We start from the raw sequence: 19036 nt of genomic DNA on the forward strand, positions 1-19036 counted from the left end.
ATTAGTTTAAGTATACCCTGTAATCATCTTCCGATTTGAATAAAGTTCCGGCAAAGGGGATTTTATTCGATTCCAATGTTTCTCCCGAAATCAGTAAAACTTGGATCCAATCCAATAATTCGCTGGTTGATGGTTTTTTTCGGAGGCTTTCTATTTTGCGAATAGAATAAAACATAGCGAGCGCTTTTTCCATAAATTCTGTTTCAATGGAAGGATAATGGGCTTTGATGATTTCCTTCATCGACTCTCGTTTAGGAAATTCTATGTAATGGAAAATACAACGACGTAAAAACGCATCTGGAAGTTCCTTTTCATTATTGGAAGTGATGATGACGATCGGACGTTCCTTGGCTACAATGTGTTCTTTGGTTTCAGGGATAAAAAATTCCATTTTATCTAGTTCGAGTAACAAATCATTCGGGAATTCAATGTCCGCTTTATCGATTTCGTCAATGAGGACTACAGACTTTTTTGGATGCAGGAAGGCTTCGCCAAGAGCACCAAGTCGAATGTAGTTTCTAACATCCCGTACCCGGTTCATTGCTTCTTCATCAGGGAAACGAGAGTCATTGAGCCTGGAAACCGCATCGTAAAAATACAATCCTTCTTTAGCAAGGCTCGTTGATTTGATATGCCACCGGTAAAAAGGGAGATTTTTGGTTTCGGCAAGGAAACTTGCGAGAAGGGTTTTTCCTGTTCCAGGTTCCCCTTTCAAAAGGAGCGGACGTTTTGTGATCTCTGCCACTTGTACTGCTTCTTTTAAATCATCTGATAGGATATAATCTGCCATACTCTTTCCTTTTGGACTCCAATCTTTTTCGAAAAACGGGGGAATCTACTAAAAATTGCTTTTTGAAAGAAATTGGGTTCCCATATTGAGAAACTGGAACGATAATAAATATATGGGCGATTTCGATAATACCAAGCGGGCCATTGGCGTAGGAAAACTGGACGATTCTCAAAGAAAGGATATGTTCAACAAGTTTAAGAGCGCTGGTGGAGAAGTCATCAAAGAGAAAACACCTCCAAAAGATGATGACAATAAAAAAACTCGTCCAGAACCAAAACTGAGACAAAGCACTGTATCTCGTGGCAATGAGGACAGTCGCCAAGGAAACCGCGGTGGTGGCAGCGGCGGGAGTCCTTCCAAACAGGACTCGGCGAATACGAAATCACAACTTGATTCCAAAGCTCAATTTGAAAAAGAAATCAGTAGTTTTTCCGCAAGGTTTTCGATCAAATTAAAATGTTGGTTAGCAAGAGTCACTTCCTTTGGGTCAAGTGACCTAACACCGAAATTCATGCATGATTTTTCGATCCGTGGCAAACAGGCACTGATCGAACTCCAATACAGTGGAAATGAATTACTCGCAAACCAACAATACTCACCGCAACTCAGTAAAGCCCTTGATCGGATAAACCCATTACTCATCGAACTTTTAGCAATGGGCCAAAAATTATACAATGGCCCAGAACTGACAGATATCACAGAACCTATCATGACAGCACCTGAATCGCCAGTTGCCATTGAAAGAGTCAGAAACCAAATTTATTCTTTGTTTAAAAGAATGTACATTCTATATCCATACCAAGAAACTTTAAAGAAATCGTTTTCGCAAGCTTATGACGAATTACAGAAGTTAGAAGGGAAACCTGCTCTAATTTATGCGAACAAAAAAAGGAAAGTTTTGCAAGAAATAGACACTTTGTTTGATGGATTTTTTGATCGTTTGTATCTAGTTGTCCTTCGTGCTGAAAACAAGAATATCCCGCTTATTTCTCGTTATATGGAGAATCTTCTGGGGATTACACCTGAAGACAAACCAGGTCAAAGAAAGTCTGGAGAAAATGTTCCAGGTGGAAAACAAGTAGAAACAAAAGAAGATAAAGAAGCTGAAAACGCAAAGAAGGAAGAAGATAAAAAGGAAGAAGAAGTTCCTTTATCCAAAGAAGAAGCCTATGGATTACGTTTGATGCAAATGTATTCAATACCTAAGTTGCGTAAAAAATTTGATCCAAAAAATGAATATGCAAACATCCCCGATGCGGATAAAGCACTTCTTGCCCTATTCTACTTTTATGAATTTGATGATGAATATTCCTTTGTGATGACTACCAAAAAAATCGATATCAAACCTGGATCGATAAACGGTGTAAAGGTGGATTACCGTCAAAAAATGTTGGATATTTATGAAAGTACAAGAACCATCATAGACCAATTTCGAATTTACCACGACATACTAAGAGAATTAGAAAAACATAAAGCAAATCCGGGTGCAAATTACATAGAAGCATCTAAAAAACTAACTGGAATCGAACAAAAACGGACAGGACAATCCAGAACCGTTAGGATGGCCATAAAAGATTTTAGCCTAAAGTCAAGAGACTCTCTTCTCACCCTCATCAAAGACATGAAGGGGAAAAAGGAAATTGTAGCAAACATGAATGATATTTTGACTTTGGATTCGATGGAGTCACGAAAACGACTCAATAAAAAACCCGTCAAACAATGTATCATGGAAGCTTATTGTTACTTACTTGCTTTGCATGACCGTATTGACACAGGAGATTTATTTGGTGGCCTTGTCGAACTCACTCCTGAACAAATGAAATCTTCTTTTGGAGTAGAGTCAGAAACGGCGAAAGAAACTAATTCCCCAGATGCAAGCGAATTGGAGAATGAATCCGAATCTGGAAACGCAGAAGTTCAAGGTGCTGACAGAGACACAGCAGATACTGAAACAACTGACCTCGAAGAAACAAATGAAGACAGTATTGATGACCTTTCTGATGATGACATTTTACCAAAAGGAAACCCTTTTTAATGGCAGTCATAAAAATCGCAATTTATCAAAAAAATCTGCACAAACGATTCACCCATGAAGAAATTGTTAAAATCCAACAAAGTAAGGCACATTTTTTAATCCTCCCGGAAGGTTACCCACACCTATTCCAAAGTGTTTCTCCCAAAGAAGGAACTAAACACGAAAAAGAATACCAAGATCATATCTTAGAAATTTCTGAAAAATTTTCTGGTGTAATCCTTGGTGGTAGTCACTATCGAAACAATGAAAATGGGAAACTGGTGGCTGCTTTACCAATTGTCCAATCACTAGTGTTAGTTGATTTTTATGAGAAAAAAACACCTAACAAAACTGTAGACATCGAAGTGAAAGAAGGTGTTACCGAGTCCATCTTCATTATGGGTGGTCTTCGTTTTGGTTTATTATTAGGTGAAGATATCCAAAACAAAGCCATATGGGACGAATTCAAAAAGGAAAATATTGAAATTATTTTCCATTTGGATACAGCAAAACCCGATCGAAATTATGAAGATGATTTAAGCGATTACGAGAAACTTGCAAAGGAAAAAAACATCCATTTAATTCGTGTTTGTGGACCTACTGATGGAAAACCGGCTAGAAGTTTGTATGCATCTCCCTCCGGAATCAATTGGAAAGTGGGAAAAATTGAAGAAGATAAAGATGTTTTTAAAACTTTATCTGTCAATGTGATGAGAAGTTATTTATTATAATTTACCAATCGGTTATATTATCTCGAAAAAAAACGATGCCAATCAATAATTTTTAACCATTTAAGAAGGATTTTACAACCCTCTTAAATCGTTATATACGTTCCATCCTGGAATTGGATTACTTTTTATCCAATTCTTTCCAATCCATCGTAAATAATAAAATAACAATACCGATAGAAACACAAGAATCGGCTACATTAAACGCAGGCCATCTGTCAAAGAGTAAAAAATCTGGCCATTCAAAATCTAAGAAATCGACAACTCCAATGAATTCGATTCCAGGTTTTTCAGGGCTAAATCCAAATCGAAATCCAGTTCCAGGAATTTTGACAAAAAATTTATCCAAAAAATTGCCAAAGGCACCTGCCATGACAAAGTTCCAACCCCAAACATTTCCTAGATCAGAATTTTGCCACCGATAAAAGATTAAAAAGACAATCGCAAATCCTGTTGCGAATAAAGAAGGTAAAGCATTGTCTTGGAATAATCCAAATACAAACCCAGTATTAAATGTAAGTGATAATCTAAAAAAATCACCTAACACAGGAATACTTTCATGCGCGTACATCTTTGTAATAATGATATATTTAGTGAGTAAATCCAAAAAAAGTCCAAAGGCCACAAATGCCAAGTAACCAGGTTTAAATACAGAAAAAAATGGTGTGTTAGGTAATTTCATACTGAGGATCGTTCTTTTTTACGTTTATTTTAGTTTCCAGAAACTTAGACTGGATTTTGCAAGCGACCAGAAACTAAGTCCTGATAGTATATAAAAAATTATGCTTGGTTCTTTCCATAATTTTTCCGCATAATGCATTCCAAAATAGAAAAATAGTGTACCTAAAATTCCAAAAGTGAGAATTTCTCGAAGTTTTAACTCAGCCCATTTATGATCTTCCTTTGGCTGAAATTCACCTCGATTCCATTTATACAAAAAATCGTTTAGTTCTTTTGGTAAAGAAAACAAACTCGTAAGAAACTCTTCCCCCTCATCCCGCCAAAGTTTCTTAAAACTACTTCCTTTAAGTACGATCTGTGAAAATGGTTTTTCCGCATATTCTATCATGGATCGTGTTGGATCTAAATAGGAGAAATTTCCAAGAAGTAATGCTAATACTCTATGTAAACTTAGGAAATTTGGTGGTAGTTTTAAGCTGGCTAATAATTGTTTTAGGCTGACTTGGATTTCTTTTAAAAATCGGAGATCATCACCTGGACGTAATGTATCTAAACTTAAGTTTCTAAAATGGTTTGTATCTGCTAAAATGCGATTTAGTTTTTCCAATGAGTATTTTACGATCTTGGTGAGTTCTTCTTTCGATAAAGATTCTGTGACGGCACCTAATTCATACATAGATTCCGCAACCAGATGGTAATCTTTCCGCATCGCTCCCACTAAAATTCGCTCGAGGATTTGTGTTTCTTCTTCGGAGATTGACTGAACTGCACCAAAATCGATTAAGCACAATTCTCCCGTTTCCATAAAAATCAAGTTCCCTGGATGAGGATCTGCATGAAAAAAACGATACTCAAAAACCATTAAGATATAAGCTTTGATTAATTTTTCTAAATTTGGATTCCGTTTGGAATAAAGAGGTTCTCCTACTAATTCAGTAATCTTCTTTCCTTCTACAAATTCAGTGACTAATGTATGCCGACCGCAGAGTTCCTCAATGGGATTGGGAATGTAAAAATCTTTTTCTAAAGCAAACATTTGTTTGAGGATTTTTAAATTCTTTAATTCGGTTCTAAGATCCAATTCAGCATGGATCATGGATTGTAATTGTTCGATCACCTCTTTCCCTGATATTTTGAAAACAAAACGATCAATGATCCAAACAACTTTAGAAATCGTTTTTAGGTCCGACTTGGCTGTCTCTTCAATCCCTGGGTATAAAGTTTTAATTGCTACTTTTTTGCTTTGGTATGTTCCAATATGGACTTGGGCAGTGGATGCACTTGCATAGGATACTTTGTCTAATGTTTCAAAGAGCTCCGACATTGATTTTCCAAAATCTAACTCCCAACGCTCATTGATTTCAATAAAGTCTCTTGGAGGAATTTTATCTTGTAGGTCCTGTAATTCCCAAAGGAATTCTTCAGGTAGGATATGAAACAGGTTACTGACAAATTGCCCAATTTTAATGTAAACTCCACCTAATTGAAAGAATAAGTTCTTAGTTTCGATCCCTTTCTTTTTTAGAAACAGAATCCGTTTTGTTTCATACTTCTCTTTTGAGGATATCCTTTTGAACCATTTCGTAAGATAAAGATATTGAAGGTATGTTTTGAAAACAAATGAATATATAGATACTGATCGATTCTTGTTTGGTTTCATGATTTAGTGCCTGTAGATAGATTCGATACTTTCTAAAATTTGGATATTTTCGGACAATGTTCCTTCCATATGATCTGATTTACCATGAATGACAGATTGGATTTCTTTATAAATTCCCAAAAACGCATTCGAAGATTCTGGTTTTGGAAACTGTTTGGGTTGGTATAATTTGAGGCTTTGGAATCCTTTATACAATTTAGAAGGAGCTGACTCAAAGAACTGAAATCCATCATTTGAACATATGATACGATGTGAACTTGTATGGATATCGATTTCAAATTGGAAATAATCTCTGCCACCAGATACATCTAATACGATTTCAACATTGGGTTTAGACTCAAAACATGCAAAAGCCCTTGTTTCGACCATTCCTTTCTTTGGTCTTTCCATTTTTGCAAAAATGAGTTTTGGTTTTCCGACTAGCCAATGGATAAGATCCATTGCATGTGTTCCATCGTGGAGTAATGGACCACCACCAAACTTAGAAAATGCGATACCTGGATTTTTTGCCGATGTGAAAACGGAAGCACGAATGGATTTAAGAATTCCGAAATTTCCTTTTTTTAATTCATCTCTTACAAATACGTAACTTGGGTGGTATCTTCTTTCATGGTTGATCCATACCCTTGCTTTTTTTGCCTTTGCCAATTTTGCAATCGATTTTGCCCCTCTTTTGGACATAGCGACTGGTTTTTCTATCAGGAGGTTTTTTATACCAAGTTGTAAACATTTCTTCGCATAAAATTCATGGGTATGGCTCGGGGTTGCAATGATGGCTAAATCAATTGTCGAAGAATTGTTTTTTACATAGGGGCCTGGAAAAACTGTTTCCGACTGAGTTTTCCATTGGTTTTGGAATTCTAAACAAACCTCAGGACTTGTATCAAAACCAAACAGAAAGTCAAATTGGCTTTTCCCCCAATCAGACATGAGCACACCCATATGAGTGCATGGTTTTTTCCGATATGGGTCCTTTTCCAACTTGGATGCGATTCGACCAAGACCAATGAGAATCGTTTTGATTTTAGTTGGTTTCATGTAAGTTTTTCTTTAAAATCTTTCTTTCTTGGAGAATCTGGCTTAGAAGCTATGATCGCACCATTTGAATATTCCCTGTCAACTATTCTTAGTTTGTTTTCGATGAAACCAGATTGGGAGAATCCAAAGAATCCAAAATTTCGATGGATTTCTACCTCATCTCGGGAAATCAAAAAGGACTCTCTTTTTGTCCCTCTTCGTGCCGAACGTGATGGCCATCAGTTTATTGCAGACGCTTTAAAAGCGGGAGCTTCTGGATTTTTATGTGAGAAAAATCATCCCATTCTCAAATCATTATCAAAAGAAGACCAAAAAAAAGCAATTTTTGTCAAAGATACTTTGATAGCATTAGGAAAACTATCAAATTACCATAGAAATCGTTTTAACCCGACCATCCTTGCCATCACTGGTTCCTCAGGTAAAACTACCACAAAAGATCTATTAGGTGCACTTTTTTCTTATTTGGATTCTAAATCGATTGTGATAACAGAAAAGAATTACAATAATGAAATTGGTGTTCCCTTTACTCTCTTTCGAATCACAGAACTGACTAGAGTTGTTATCTGTGAAATGGGAATGAACCACCGAGGAGAGATAGAAAGATTATCAAAAATTGCAGAACCTAGTCATGCTTTGATCACCAATATTGGTTCGGCACATATCGAAAACCTAAAATCCAGAGAAAATATAGCAGAGGAAAAATCAGATATTATATTAGGGTTACGAAATTCTGGTGTACTCTTTGTTCCAGATGATTTGGATTTTTTGGATCGAATCAAACAAAAGTCAAAAAAACAAAAAGTTAAAGTAGTTGTTTGGAAACACACAAAAAATCCAGAACTAAAAATCAATTCCATTGAAAAAAATGGATTCCATCTACAATGGAAAAAAGAATCCATCCATTGGAGAATTCCAGGTTCCAAACTTCTCAGTAATGTACGTGGGATGATAGCTGTTGGTGCTCATTTTGGAATCTCTGATCTTCAAATGAAACGGGCGATCCAAACTTATAAAAGTCCCAACAAACGACTGAACATTAAAAAAGGGTATTATACCATCATCGATGACAGTTATAATGCAAATCCAGAGTCTGTTTTATCAAGTATAGATGCAAGTGTGCAATATGCTCAAGGAAAGGAAATTGTTTGGGTATTGGGGACTATGAAAGAACTAGGAAAGTTTTCCAAATATTACCATGAAAAGATTGGTAAAGAATTGGAAAAAATCGGGAAAGGAACCTTGCTAGCATTTGGTGAAGATACGATTTCAATGGTAAAACAATTTTCACGTGGAAAGTATTTTCAAGATAAACAAGGAATCATTTCTTATATCAAAAATGAGGTTCCGAAAGGTGCAGTGATTTTAATCAAAGGATCTAGGTCTATGAAAATGGAAGAAATTACCACTGAACTTGATTCATTTAAAGGTTGATTGCGAAATAGGTTTTTTTAGATTCAACGTATGACAAACCTTGTGCCAAAAGTTGCAGTGATTATGGGATCCTTTTCTGATTGGGATACCATGAAGGAAACCTGTGAAATCCTCACTGAATTTGGTATTCCATTTGAGAAAGAAATTGTTTCTGCTCACCGTTCGCCAGAACGAATGTTTGAATTTGCAAAAAATGCCAAATCAAATGGATTTGCTGTCATCATTGCAGGAGCTGGTGGTGCTGCCCATCTTCCAGGAATGACAGCTTCACTTACCACCCTACCCGTGTTAGGTGTGCCGATTTTATCGAAAGCTTTAAATGGAATGGATAGTTTGCTTTCCATTGTACAGATGCCAAAAGGAGTTCCAGTGGGAACACTTGCCATTGGAACCAGTGGGGCAGCCAATGCAGGTTTACTTGCTGTCCGTATCATTTCTCTACTCGATCCGAAACTTTCTAAAAAACTAGAAGAATATGCAAATACAAATCGGATCTCTGCTCTTTCAAAAAATGACCAACTGGTTTAGGGAATTGAAATGAAACTTGGCGTTTTGGGTTCAGGCCAGTTAGGTCAAATGATGTGTTTAGAAGCAATTCCGCTTGGTCATGAATTTTATTGTTATTCACCAGATCAAAATTCACCTTCGCAGAAAGTTGGTGCAAGGGAGACTGTCGCTTCCTACGAATCCTCTGAGCATTTGAAAAAATTTTTAGATACAATTGATGTATTAAGTTTTGAATTTGAAAATATTCCAAAACAAACTCTGGAATTTCTAAAACAACAAAAGGATACTCCGGTTTATCCGCCTGCACAAGCACTGATCATTGCCCAAGATCGTTTTTTAGAAAAATCGCATTTCAGAAAACTTGGATTTCGTACTGCTGAATATTTTCATTTAACGAAAGACAGTTCTAAATTTGAGATATCAATTCCTTTTCCATGGATCATCAAAACTTTGCGTTTTGGTTATGATGGCAAAGGACAAGTGAAAATTCAGAATCGAACGGATTACAAAGTATTTTTAGAGAATGCCTTCCAAAATGTTGGTTCTGAATACCTAATTGAAGAAGTAATTCCGTTTCAAAAAGAAATCAGCATCATTTTAACTCGATTTCAAAATGGAGACATTGTTTGTTATGGTGCTGTAGAAAATGAACACAAACATCACATCTTAGATCTATCAATTTTTCCTGCAAGGATTCCCATTGGTCTCAATTTAGAATCGATTGAACTTGCTTCAAAACTTGCTCTGTCATTACAGTATGTAGGAACGATGGGTGTTGAATTTTTTGTAAAAGACAATTTATTGTATTTAAATGAATTTGCTCCTAGACCACATAACACTGGTCACTATACTCAAGATTGCCAAAGTTTTTCTCAATTTTACCTGCATGTGCAGGCAATTTCTGGAAACACTCCACCTTCAGATGTAAGACCAAAACCCACATTAATGAAAAACATTTTGGGTAACCAGTATGAAGAAAGTTTGGAAATCACAAAGGAACTCTTAAAAGACGATCGATACCGTTTACATTTATATGGAAAAGAAGAAGCAAAACCGGGCAGGAAAATGGGTCATATGAATTTTAAGGGAACACTGGAAGAAGTAAACCCCCTATTCCATGAGTTATGATCTAAACTTTCTAGTGTTGTCCATTTAATAACTGAGTTCCCCAATCTCTCACGTTTCCTGCTCCTAAACAAAGGAGTAAATCACCTTTCTGCAATTTAGATTGGATTTTCATTAAATCTTCCTCCATCAAACCTGGCAAAAGAACTGTTTTGGTTTTGTCTAAAAACGGCAGAAAACTCATCGAAGAAATCCCTTCAATTTGACTTTCTCCAGCAGAATAAATGGGCAATAGGTACAAAAAATCTGCTCCTGTTAATGAATCAGCAAGATCATTTAACAACAGCTTGGTTCTAGTATACCGATGTGGTTGGAATACAACATGAAGTTTCCCGTTTGCCTTATTTTTCTCTTTTAAAGAATTGATCACCATACGAATTTCAGTTGGATGATGTCCATAATCATCGATGACAGTTACACCATTCCAGGTGCCTAAAATTTCCTGCCTTCGTTTCACTCCAATGTATCGAGATAGGATTTCAATCGACTTTGATGGAGTAATTCCTAATTTTAAAGCACAAGTGAGAGCAACTAGTCCATTGGTTAAATAATGGATACCAGGAAAAGGTAAGGTAAGTGAATATTTTTCATTTTTGAATACAAAATACAAACAATCGGAAGAGATTTCATATTCAATCACAGTGATTTGAGATTGGTAGTTAGATACAAAATATTGGAACCATTTTTCATAAGTTTGTTCTTTGGTTACGAGGAGACTCAGGCGAAATCCTTTATCAAAAACAACCGTTTTATAATTTGATTCTAAGACGGAGGTGATACCTGGGTCACGAGCAAACAAAACAACTTCTCCTGGAACATCAAATCCCATGTATGTTAGGAATGCTTGTTCCAGTTTTTCTCGAGTGTGATAGTAGTCCAAGTGATCGTTATCGATATTGGTAAGCAGACGAAAATTGGCTTTGTGTTTTAAGAATGTACCATCTGATTCGTCTGATTCATAAACTGCGTATTCACCTGTTCCAATTTTTCCACCTCTTTTTTGTAACAAACTCGTATCACCACCAATCATGATTGTTGGATTTAGTCCCATTTCAGTTAAAATTTGAGATACCATCGTTGTTGTAGAAGTTTTACCGTGGCTACCAGCGACGGAGATGGATTTTTGATTGGAAACAAGCAGGTGCATAAACTCAGATCGGTGTTTCAAAGGAATGTTTTGTTCCTTAATCCGATGGAAGACTTCCTTGTGTTTGTCATTGATGGCAGAACTGTATACAACCATCTGAATTCCATTTAAAGGAATTTCTCCAATGGAATGGTACAAAATCACCCCACGCTCTTTTAGATAATCAGTTGTATCAGAATTTTTTTGATCGTAACCAAGGACTTGTATTTGTAAATCGAGCGCCATATGGGCTAAACTCGACATTCCACTACCACCAATTCCTAAAAATAAGATAGGTCCCTTTATCATTTCCAAGGCCTATTTTGTTTCCGAAAAAAAATAAGAAACAGTTTGGTAAGCCGCATTCACATTGGATAGTGCTAAACTGACATGACCCATTTCTCGTAACACTTCTGAATGATCTTTCCAAGATAACAGGAATTTAACCAATTGTGTCGGATCATCACTCGTTGAATGAATGGTGACTGCCGCACCTTCTTTCTCCAGATAGTTGGCGTTTGCCTTTTGGTGGTTATCAGCCGCGAAAGGATAAGGTATTAAAATCATAGGCAAACCAAAAACCAAACACTCGGCAACAACACCTGCACCCGATCTGGCTACAACCAAATTTGCCCACTCATAATTTGGTTTCATGTCATTGGCATACGAGATAATCTCTGTATCATCATTTGCTTTTTTCTTGGTTTCGTCATAAAGGTTTGTTCCAGTTAACAAACGAAATTTATATTTATTTGCAATTTCAGTATTTTCCATCGCCTTCAGTATCATTTGGTTAAGTTGTCTTGCACCTTGTGATCCACCTAACACGAGAACATTGATTGTGTTCTTTTTACCTTCATGTAAGTTTTCATTTTGGCGGATGTTTAGATGTTCTGGAACAACTCGTTTTCGAATTGGATTTCCAATGACCTTACCAGGGATTTTAAATTCTTCTACGGTGGGAAAACTAAATGCAATTTTTTTAGCAAATTTTGCAAATACACGAGTGATTTTTCCAGGAACACAATTTTGCTCACAAAGATACAATGGTTTTCTAAAAAGGATGGCATATAGAATTGCTGGTAAACTGGAATACCCACCCATACCGATGACTGCATTTATGTGTAACCTTCGGAATACAAAAATGGTTTTGATAAATGGTAAAATGAATAAAATAGGATAAACAATTGTTTTGATTCCGCCCAATTGGGGGATATTGTGCCAAATTACTTCACAAGGAGGATTTAGAAGGTCAGGATTGTTTTGGTTTCGAACAAGTGAATGGATGTAAACAGATTCAAAACCAAACACATTTATTTTTTCACTTAGTATCTCTGCAAGTGCCACACCTGGTGAGATATGCCCACCGGTTCCACCTGCTGCAATCAATATCGATCCATTCATACGACCAAATTCTCTTTACACGTAATGTTGGCAAGAATTCCGAAGAGGATAAAAATTGTAAGTAAGGAAGAACCACCATAACTTAAGAAAGGAAGAGAAATTCCCGTCACAGGAACAATTCCAGTGATCACAAATAAGTTTAAAATGGTTTGGAATCCAAATAAAATGAGAATCCCAGCACCTAAAAAATAACCCAATTTATCTTTGGTTCTTTGTAAGAGTAAAAAAATTCGAACCATCAAAAACAAAACGACCAAAAGAAAAAAACAAAATCCAACAAAACCAAAATCTTCCACATAAGAAGACAAAACAAAATCTGTATGGCTGTAAGCTAAATACCGATGAGCATACCCTGTACCAATTGCTTTTCCGCTGGTACCACCATCAAAAAATGCACGAAAACTGGTAACCAATTGGTGCCCTTCATCAAACCGAAATTTATAAGGATCGAGCCATATCTCGAGTCGTTTTTTACGATAACCCACTTGTGTTACAAGTACCACCAATAGCGGAATCACTGACGCGCCTAAAATAAACAATCGTTTCATTGGGAAACCAGCTAACAATACAAAGAAAAAAAGAACAAGTAGCAACTCAACTGTTGTACCAAATGCAGGTTCAATGACGATTAGAAGTAAAGTTAAAAAGATAACAACCAAGGAAATGATTTTCTTTTGATCCCATTTGATTTTTTTAAAATCAAAATTGTAAAAGAAGTAGGATGCAAAAAGTAAAATACTAATCTTCGAAAATTCCGAAGGTTGTATTTGGAAGCCAGCAATTTGAATCCAACGGTTAAAACTACGTCCATAACTGGTTCCAACAGACTTACCAAGTCCAGGTATGAAAACTGCTATTAGTAATAGTAAACTAAGTAAAGAAAAAACAAATGACCACTTTACCAAAAACTGGTATGGAATTTGGCAGAAAATTAGAAATAAGAATAATCCTACTGCACCCCATAACAATTGTTTTCTTAAGTAATAATAGGAATCAGAAAACTCTCTTTCAGCTGGAATCACGGAAGCACTGAACATCACAATGATTCCCATTCCAAATAGTAAAAACATAAAGAAGAGCATTGGTCCATCAAAACGAGACGAACCAAATCGTAACAAATTTCGTATGAAACGAAATATTTCCATTATTGAATTTTTAAAGTAGAGAGAGTGATGATGGCAAGAATAATCCCGATGATCCAAAATCGGATGACCACTTTCTCTTCTGACCAACCAATGAGTTCAAAATGATGGTGGAGAGGAGCCATTTTAAAAATTCGTTTTCCAGTTAACTTAAATGATCCTACTTGTAGAATCACGCTGACCGCCTCGGCTACAAAAATTCCACCAAGGATCACAAGTAAAATTTCCTTTTTTAACATAATGGCCACAAGCCCAAGAGTTGAACCTAAAAACAAAGATCCAGTATCTCCCATAAACACTTGCGCAGGATGGCAATTAAACCATAAAAAACCAAGTAAAGCACCTGAGAGTCCAGCAAGGAAAACAGAGTATTCGTGAGAACCTGGTAAATAAGGAATGTGCAAATAATTGGCAGCTGAGGGAGTGCCTGATACATACGATATTAAGGCAAAAGTGGCAGTTGAAATGACAACTGTTCCAGATGCCAATCCATCTAAACCATCTGTCAAATTTACTGCATGAGAACTTCCAATTAACACTAATATTGCGAAAGGAACTGCCAAAAGACCTAAATTCCAAACAGGACCTTTCACAAAGGGTAAAAATAAATCAGTAATTGTAAAAATGATTCCTTTTTGTGGATTTGTATTTGATTTACCTGTAATGTAAAAGTATAAAGTAGTGATAGTCACTGCAAAAAGAATAGTAACAACAAATTTGGTTCTTGCTCTCATGCCACCTTTGATTTTTTTAACAGACTTCATATAATCATCTGTAAATCCAAGTCCTGCAAATAAAATGGCAGAGATTAAAAGTAAAATAACATTTAGATTGGATAAATTTCCCCATAACAATGTTGAGATGGTTAATGATAAAATCATAATCAATCCACCCATTGTAGGTGTTCCAGATTTGGTTGCATGGGACTGTGGCCCATCATTTCTCACGGACTCACGAAATTTTAAGGACAATAAAAAAGAAATGAGTGATTTTCCAAAGATAAAAGTGATAAACATGGACGTAAGCCCAGCCATCATTGCTCGGAGAGTTACATAACTAAAAACTCTTAAAAAACCATAATCATTGCCAAATGTGTCGTAAATCCATTGGAACATACTCTATCCTCTATCGTTAGGTGTTTAAATTTAAAAATGCATTTTCTATTTCTTCAAAATCAACGAACTTAATTTTCTCTTTACCGAGGATTTGATAAGTTTCGTGACCTTTACCTGCGACAACCAAAATTCCATCCTTTTCTAACAAGGAAACTGCTCGTTTAATGGCAAGGCTTCGGTCGGTAATTTTTTCATACCGTTTGAAACCACGTGAAAAACCAGCTTCAATCTCATCGAGAATCATTTCTGGATTTTCGGTTCTTGGGTTGTCTGATGTTAAGATCACATAATCAGCTAGAGTTTCGGCAATTTTAGCCATTTGCGGACGTTTTGTTCGGTCACGATCACCACCACATCCAAACAAACATATGAGTTGTTTTGGTCGAATTTCAACACAACTCTTTAAGATATTCTCCAATGCATCTGGTGTATGAGCATAATCAACCACTGCTATGCGAGACTTGTCTGGAAACGGAACTACATGAAAACGTCCAGGAACTGTAGGAATCGTTTCCACAGCTTTTACCACATCATCCCAGGGAAATCCAAGTTCGTATGCAATGGACATTGCAAAGGCTGTATTAAAAACATTAAAATTCCCAAGTAGGTTTGTATGAACAGTTCTCACCTCGATAAAAGGAAGATTTTTTTCCTTTTTATGAAATCTGTATTCACTTCCCAATAACGAAAGTTTTGTGTTACTATAATGAAATTCTCCAGATTTACCTAGAATATAGATGGGTGATTTTAAATTTGTTTCTCTTATCTTTTGGATCATTTTGTCACCAAAGGATACATCTCCTGCCACGAGACCGAATTTATTTTTTACCGATGACTGTTCGAGTAATTGAAAGATTTTAAATTTACTTTCAAAATAATCATCCATACTTTCATGAAAGTCTAAATGGTCCTGGGTTAAATTCGTAAATCCTGCACATGTAATTTCAATACCAGAAACCCTTCCCAATTTTAATCCATGGCTACTCATTTCCATGAATACATATTCCACACCTTCTTCTACCATCTCTTTGAGTAATAAGTTAAGAGAAGAAGCATCTGGTGTCGTATAACCAGATTCTAAAACACGATCTAAAATTTGAATTTGGACAGTTCCAATGAGAGCAACTTTTTTGCCTAATTTTTTAGCGATATGGAACAGAATGAAGGTTAAAGAAGTTTTTCCATTTGTACCGGTGATCCCTACGATTTTTAATTTTTTGGAAGGATAACCCAGAAGTAAGGATGCTAATTTCCCATGTAAATCACCTAATGGTTCTTCCGATTCCAATAGCGTGGAAAATAAACTGAGAGCCTTTAGTTTTAAATGTCGTTTGGAAACCAAAACTACTTGGCATCCCAATTCGTGAGCCATTTTTAAATAGGATTCTAATACATCATCACTGGCATTAGGGAGGACAAAAATATCACTCGGAGTCAGTTTGCGACTGTCTGCCCAAACATAGTGAACTTGTATGTCACCATTTCCTTTGATGAGTTTAATCTCTGGAATTTTTTTTTGGATATCGATGAGTTTCATGGATTTGATTTAGAGGGTGATTCAGGAATTGGTGGAAGTTCAATCGTAACGGTTCGATTGCCAAGACTGATGGGTAAAAATTGATAGGTCCTTCTGTATAAAGTTTCGATTCGTTCTGCTGAGGTATACGATACAATTCCAATTTTTAATTCATCATTTTTTCGCTTTAACTCTTCTTTGGTGGTTGCCCTTTCATGGATATACCTTTGTAATTTGGCTTTTTCCAATCCTTGCCAAACATGGAAGAAAAAAAATCCTAAAAATGGGAATAATAAAACGAATCCTTGGAGTGGCTCCAAAAATTCAAATACCATTTTGGGCAATGATTTGAATGATAAGGTCATTTTTCCCATCTACTTTCTTTTATCGGTTCAATTTTTCGAAGACCTCTCAATTTTGCAGACCGAGAGGCTCTGTTTTCTTTGATCTCCTGGTCCGTTGGCAAGATCGGTTTTTTGGTAAGGATTTCGAATTCATCAGAAGTTTTTAAGTCCCGGAATGTCCATTTCACAATTCTGTCTTCCAATGAATGGAAGGAAATACAAGTAAGAACTCCCCCAATTTGTAGGCAGTTTGCAAGTGTTCGAATTCCCTTTTCAGCATGTAATAATTCTTCGTTCACTTCAATTCGTAAGGCTTGGAAAATACGAGTCGCAGGATGTGATTCCTTAGGCCAAAATTTTCTAGGGATTGATGCTTCCACGAGTTTCACAAGATCTGTGTTGGTTTCGAATTTCTTTTTGTGTCTCGACTGTACGATGTTATTTGCGATTTTTAAAGCCCAACGTTCTTCTCCGTACTCCCAAAATACCTTTTTTAAATGTAAAACAGAACTATAATTCACAACATCGGCAGCTGTTTTTTGGCCTACTTGCGGTTCAAGGCGCATATCCAATGGTTCTTCGTTTTTAAAGGTAAACCCTCTCCCTGAATGTAAAAAATGGAAAAGTGAAACTCCTAAATCCACGAGGGCTCCGTCAAGTCCCGAACACCCAACTTGTTCCAGTAAAGTACTGTCCACCTCTGAAAAGTTCATCTGAAAGGCGTGTACCCTGTCGAGAGAGCCAATTTCCTTTTGGATTTCTTTTTTTGCCCGTTCTAACATAACAGCATCACGGTCAATGAGGATGAGTTTTGCTTCTGGAAAGGTTTTTAAGATCAGTTTGGAATGACCACCCTCTCCAGCTGTCCCATCCAAAAACCACATTGGATTTGGACTTTGTGCCAGTTGTAATAAGGAAATGACTTCGTTCGGAAGGACCGGTATGTGGGGAGATTCTAACACTGCTACTTTCTTACTGTATAGCTGTCAAAATCCTTGCAATCCTTTAATCCTTCTCTGAGATTGAAAGTATCCATGAGTTCCTATGAAGAACATTCTTTACGAAAAAACCTCTTTAGCGTTGGCAAATTAGGTTATGCCAAAGGCGACAGACCCAATGTGGAATGTATCCTTTGTGGAGTCAGAGACAAAAACGAAATCGTCCCCAACTTAACCATTGCGGAAACGGAACTCTCCATTGTATCGATCAATTTATTTCCTTACAATCCTGGTCATATCATCATTTTCCCCAAACGCCACATCATCAGTTATTTGGAACTCACAAGTGATGAGGCTTTGGACATCCACATTCTCACCCAAAAAACCATGAGAATTTTAGAAAAACAATGGAAGGTACAAGGTTTTAACACTGGATACAACCTTGGAAAAAACAGCGGAGGATCCATCCCTCATATTCATGAGCACATTGTACCTAGGTTTCCCAACGAAGCAGGATTTTTAGATGTTCTTTCCAATACAAGGATTGTCATCTATGAACCCTATCAAATGTGGGAAGACCTAAAAACTCTTTGGTCGAAGGAAGAAACGTAACTCCTTACACTTTTTTTTGGTAAATCGTATGACCCAGAAATTTGAATTGGTCGGAGATTCCAAACATTGTTTCTGAATGTCCTAAAATCAAATACCCCTTGGGTTTCAAACTCACTTCAAAATTCTGGAACAAGGTTTTTTGTGTCGGTTTGTCAAAATAAATCACAACATTCCTACAAAAGATTAAGTCGAGTTTGTCAGTGATCGGAAAAGGAAAGTGCAGAAGGTTAATTTGACGAAAGTCAACAAGGGCCTTGAGGTGAGGTTTTACTTCATAAAACACATGGTCTTTTTCGGTAAATTGGTTGAAGTGTTTTTTCTTCAATGTTTCTGAAACTGGTTCCAATCGATCATCCCGGTACACACCTTTTTTAGCAGTTGTGAGCACTTGGGTGTCTATGTCTGATGCATAAATTTTACAATTCCAACCTGGTTTGTTTTGGAAATAATCATACACTGTGATTGCGATCGAATAAGGTTCCTCTCCTGTGGAAGATGCTGAACACCATATACGCAATGTTTTTGATGCCCCCGTTTCAGCGGCTTCTTTTTCCAGCTGAGGGAAATAATCGTTTTTTAAAAATTCAAAATGGTGGTTTTCACGGAAAAAATCAGTTTTATTCGTTGTTATGCGATTGATGAGTTCTTGCATCTCTTGGGTCGCAAAATTTTGATCCATTTTGAGTTTTGCCACATAGTCCTCAAAACTTTGGATCCCGAGTGTACGTAACCTTGCGTTGAGTCTAGACTGCACCATGATTTTTTTGTGTGGAGCGAGGAAAATTCCTGCTTGTTTGTACACTAAATTTTTGATGAATTCAAACTCGGCATCACCGATTGTGTTTAAAGATGTTCGAAAGTCCAA

The 19036-nt window shown here is 36.6% G+C and carries 18 protein-coding genes; 6 read left to right on the forward strand and 12 right to left on the reverse strand.

Annotated elements, in window-relative coordinates; translation table 11 throughout:
- Position 1 precedes the first annotated feature (1 nt).
- Entirely contained in the window at positions 2 to 790 is a 789-nt protein-coding gene (locus tag DI076_RS06460; RefSeq protein ID WP_108959134.1) for an AAA family ATPase, read from the reverse strand.
- 112 nt (positions 791 to 902) lie between these two features.
- On the opposite strand from DI076_RS06460, the gene DI076_RS06465 reads away from it, so the two are divergent.
- Positions 903 to 2825 (forward strand): hypothetical protein, encoded by a 1923-nt coding sequence (locus tag DI076_RS06465; protein ID WP_108959135.1) that lies wholly within the window; start codon positions 903 to 905, stop codon positions 2823 to 2825.
- The gene (locus tag DI076_RS06470; RefSeq protein WP_108959136.1) at positions 2825 to 3535 is read left to right on the forward strand and encodes an amidohydrolase; all 711 of its coding nucleotides are present in this window, start codon (positions 2825 to 2827) and stop codon (positions 3533 to 3535) included. The genes DI076_RS06465 and DI076_RS06470 overlap by 1 nt, the downstream gene beginning before the upstream one ends.
- A gap of 118 nt (positions 3536 to 3653) precedes the next feature.
- On the opposite strand, the gene DI076_RS06475 is transcribed toward DI076_RS06470, so the two are convergent.
- The 3 genes from DI076_RS06475 to DI076_RS06485 are packed head-to-tail and all read right to left on the reverse strand — an operon-like array spanning position 3654 to position 6911.
- On the reverse strand, positions 3654 to 4214 hold the full coding sequence (locus DI076_RS06475) for a lipoprotein signal peptidase (protein WP_108959137.1): 561 nt from the start codon (positions 4212 to 4214) through the stop codon (positions 3654 to 3656).
- A gap of 24 nt (positions 4215 to 4238) precedes the next feature.
- A complete protein-coding gene (locus DI076_RS06480) occupies positions 4239 to 5873 on the reverse strand; it encodes an ABC1 kinase family protein (protein ID WP_108959138.1) in 1635 nt (544 codons plus the stop codon).
- Positions 5874 to 5876: 3 nt separating this feature from the next.
- On the reverse strand, positions 5877 to 6911 hold the full coding sequence (locus tag DI076_RS06485) for a Gfo/Idh/MocA family protein (protein WP_108959139.1): 1035 nt from the start codon (positions 6909 to 6911) through the stop codon (positions 5877 to 5879).
- 51 nt (positions 6912 to 6962) lie between these two features.
- Here DI076_RS06485 and DI076_RS06490 point away from each other — a divergent pair, with 51 nt between their 5' ends.
- The 3 genes from DI076_RS06490 to DI076_RS06500 are packed head-to-tail and all read left to right on the forward strand — an operon-like array spanning position 6963 to position 9977.
- Positions 6963 to 8342, forward strand: coding sequence for a UDP-N-acetylmuramoyl-tripeptide--D-alanyl-D-alanine ligase (locus DI076_RS06490; RefSeq protein WP_108959140.1), 1380 nt, complete (start codon positions 6963 to 6965; stop codon positions 8340 to 8342).
- A gap of 30 nt (positions 8343 to 8372) precedes the next feature.
- Positions 8373 to 8870, forward strand: coding sequence for a 5-(carboxyamino)imidazole ribonucleotide mutase (gene purE, locus DI076_RS06495; protein ID WP_108959141.1), 498 nt, complete (start codon positions 8373 to 8375; stop codon positions 8868 to 8870).
- Positions 8871 to 8879: 9 nt separating this feature from the next.
- Positions 8880 to 9977 (forward strand): 5-(carboxyamino)imidazole ribonucleotide synthase, encoded by a 1098-nt coding sequence (locus DI076_RS06500; RefSeq protein ID WP_108959142.1) that lies wholly within the window; start codon positions 8880 to 8882, stop codon positions 9975 to 9977.
- A gap of 10 nt (positions 9978 to 9987) precedes the next feature.
- Here DI076_RS06500 and murC read toward each other — a convergent pair whose 3' ends face one another.
- From murC to rsmH, 7 genes are read right to left on the reverse strand one after another with little or no spacing between them, the layout of a single operon-like run.
- On the reverse strand, positions 9988 to 11409 hold the full coding sequence (gene murC, locus DI076_RS06505; RefSeq protein ID WP_245918317.1) for a UDP-N-acetylmuramate--L-alanine ligase: 1422 nt from the start codon (positions 11407 to 11409) through the stop codon (positions 9988 to 9990).
- Positions 11410 to 11418: 9 nt separating this feature from the next.
- Positions 11419 to 12504, reverse strand: a complete 1086-nt coding sequence (locus DI076_RS06510) for a UDP-N-acetylglucosamine--N-acetylmuramyl-(pentapeptide) pyrophosphoryl-undecaprenol N-acetylglucosamine transferase (protein WP_108959143.1) — start codon at positions 12502 to 12504, stop codon at positions 11419 to 11421.
- Complete coding sequence (locus DI076_RS06515) at positions 12501 to 13649, reverse strand: FtsW/RodA/SpoVE family cell cycle protein (protein ID WP_108959144.1); 1149 nt, start codon at positions 13647 to 13649, stop codon at positions 12501 to 12503. The genes DI076_RS06510 and DI076_RS06515 overlap by 4 nt, the downstream gene beginning before the upstream one ends.
- Positions 13649 to 14761, reverse strand: a complete 1113-nt coding sequence (gene mraY, locus DI076_RS06520) for a phospho-N-acetylmuramoyl-pentapeptide-transferase (protein ID WP_108959145.1) — start codon at positions 14759 to 14761, stop codon at positions 13649 to 13651. The genes DI076_RS06515 and mraY overlap by 1 nt, the downstream gene beginning before the upstream one ends.
- Before the next feature lie 16 nt (positions 14762 to 14777).
- Entirely contained in the window at positions 14778 to 16298 is a 1521-nt protein-coding gene (locus DI076_RS06525) for a UDP-N-acetylmuramoyl-L-alanyl-D-glutamate--2,6-diaminopimelate ligase (protein ID WP_108959146.1), read from the reverse strand.
- Positions 16295 to 16651, reverse strand: a complete 357-nt coding sequence (locus DI076_RS06530) for a hypothetical protein (RefSeq protein WP_108959147.1) — start codon at positions 16649 to 16651, stop codon at positions 16295 to 16297. The genes DI076_RS06525 and DI076_RS06530 overlap by 4 nt, the downstream gene beginning before the upstream one ends.
- Entirely contained in the window at positions 16639 to 17583 is a 945-nt protein-coding gene (gene rsmH, locus DI076_RS06535; RefSeq protein WP_108959148.1) for a 16S rRNA (cytosine(1402)-N(4))-methyltransferase RsmH, read from the reverse strand. Before rsmH ends, DI076_RS06530 begins: the two co-directional genes overlap by 13 nt.
- 72 nt (positions 17584 to 17655) lie before the next feature.
- Here rsmH and DI076_RS06540 point away from each other — a divergent pair, with 72 nt between their 5' ends.
- Complete coding sequence (locus DI076_RS06540) at positions 17656 to 18171, forward strand: HIT family protein (protein ID WP_108959149.1); 516 nt, start codon at positions 17656 to 17658, stop codon at positions 18169 to 18171.
- Between the two features lie 4 nt (positions 18172 to 18175).
- On the opposite strand, the gene DI076_RS06545 is transcribed toward DI076_RS06540, so the two are convergent.
- On the reverse strand, positions 18176 to 19036 hold the full coding sequence (locus DI076_RS06545) for a CheR family methyltransferase (RefSeq protein ID WP_108959275.1): 861 nt from the start codon (positions 19034 to 19036) through the stop codon (positions 18176 to 18178).

The organism is Leptospira ellinghausenii (assembly GCF_003114815.1).
In the GTDB taxonomy this organism is placed as follows: domain Bacteria; phylum Spirochaetota; class Leptospiria; order Leptospirales; family Leptospiraceae; genus Leptospira_A; species Leptospira_A ellinghausenii.

Bases quoted from the DNA above. Each gene is read 5' to 3' on its own strand.
- DI076_RS06490 (WP_108959140.1), top strand. From the start codon at position 6,963: ATGATCGCACCATTTGAATATTCCCTGTCAACTATTCTTAGTTTGTTT.
- purE (WP_108959141.1), top strand. From the start codon at position 8,373: ATGACAAACCTTGTGCCAAAAGTTGCAGTGATTATGGGATCCTTTTCT.
- DI076_RS06475 (WP_108959137.1), bottom strand. From the start codon at position 4,214: ATGAAATTACCTAACACACCATTTTTTTCTGTATTTAAACCTGGTTAC.
- DI076_RS06460 (WP_108959134.1), bottom strand. From the start codon at position 790: ATGGCAGATTATATCCTATCAGATGATTTAAAAGAAGCAGTACAAGTG.
- DI076_RS06540 (WP_108959149.1), top strand. From the start codon at position 17,656: ATGAGTTCCTATGAAGAACATTCTTTACGAAAAAACCTCTTTAGCGTT.
- DI076_RS06470 (WP_108959136.1), top strand. From the start codon at position 2,825: ATGGCAGTCATAAAAATCGCAATTTATCAAAAAAATCTGCACAAACGA.
- DI076_RS06485 (WP_108959139.1), bottom strand. From the start codon at position 6,911: ATGAAACCAACTAAAATCAAAACGATTCTCATTGGTCTTGGTCGAATC.
- DI076_RS06525 (WP_108959146.1), bottom strand. From the start codon at position 16,298: ATGAAACTCATCGATATCCAAAAAAAAATTCCAGAGATTAAACTCATC.
- DI076_RS06500 (WP_108959142.1), top strand. From the start codon at position 8,880: ATGAAACTTGGCGTTTTGGGTTCAGGCCAGTTAGGTCAAATGATGTGT.
- DI076_RS06515 (WP_108959144.1), bottom strand. From the start codon at position 13,649: ATGGAAATATTTCGTTTCATACGAAATTTGTTACGATTTGGTTCGTCT.
- murC (WP_245918317.1), bottom strand. From the start codon at position 11,409: ATGATAAAGGGACCTATCTTATTTTTAGGAATTGGTGGTAGTGGAATG.
- DI076_RS06510 (WP_108959143.1), bottom strand. From the start codon at position 12,504: ATGAATGGATCGATATTGATTGCAGCAGGTGGAACCGGTGGGCATATC.
- DI076_RS06480 (WP_108959138.1), bottom strand. From the start codon at position 5,873: ATGAAACCAAACAAGAATCGATCAGTATCTATATATTCATTTGTTTTC.
- DI076_RS06465 (WP_108959135.1), top strand. From the start codon at position 903: ATGGGCGATTTCGATAATACCAAGCGGGCCATTGGCGTAGGAAAACTG.
- mraY (WP_108959145.1), bottom strand. From the start codon at position 14,761: ATGTTCCAATGGATTTACGACACATTTGGCAATGATTATGGTTTTTTA.
- DI076_RS06530 (WP_108959147.1), bottom strand. From the start codon at position 16,651: ATGGGAAAAATGACCTTATCATTCAAATCATTGCCCAAAATGGTATTT.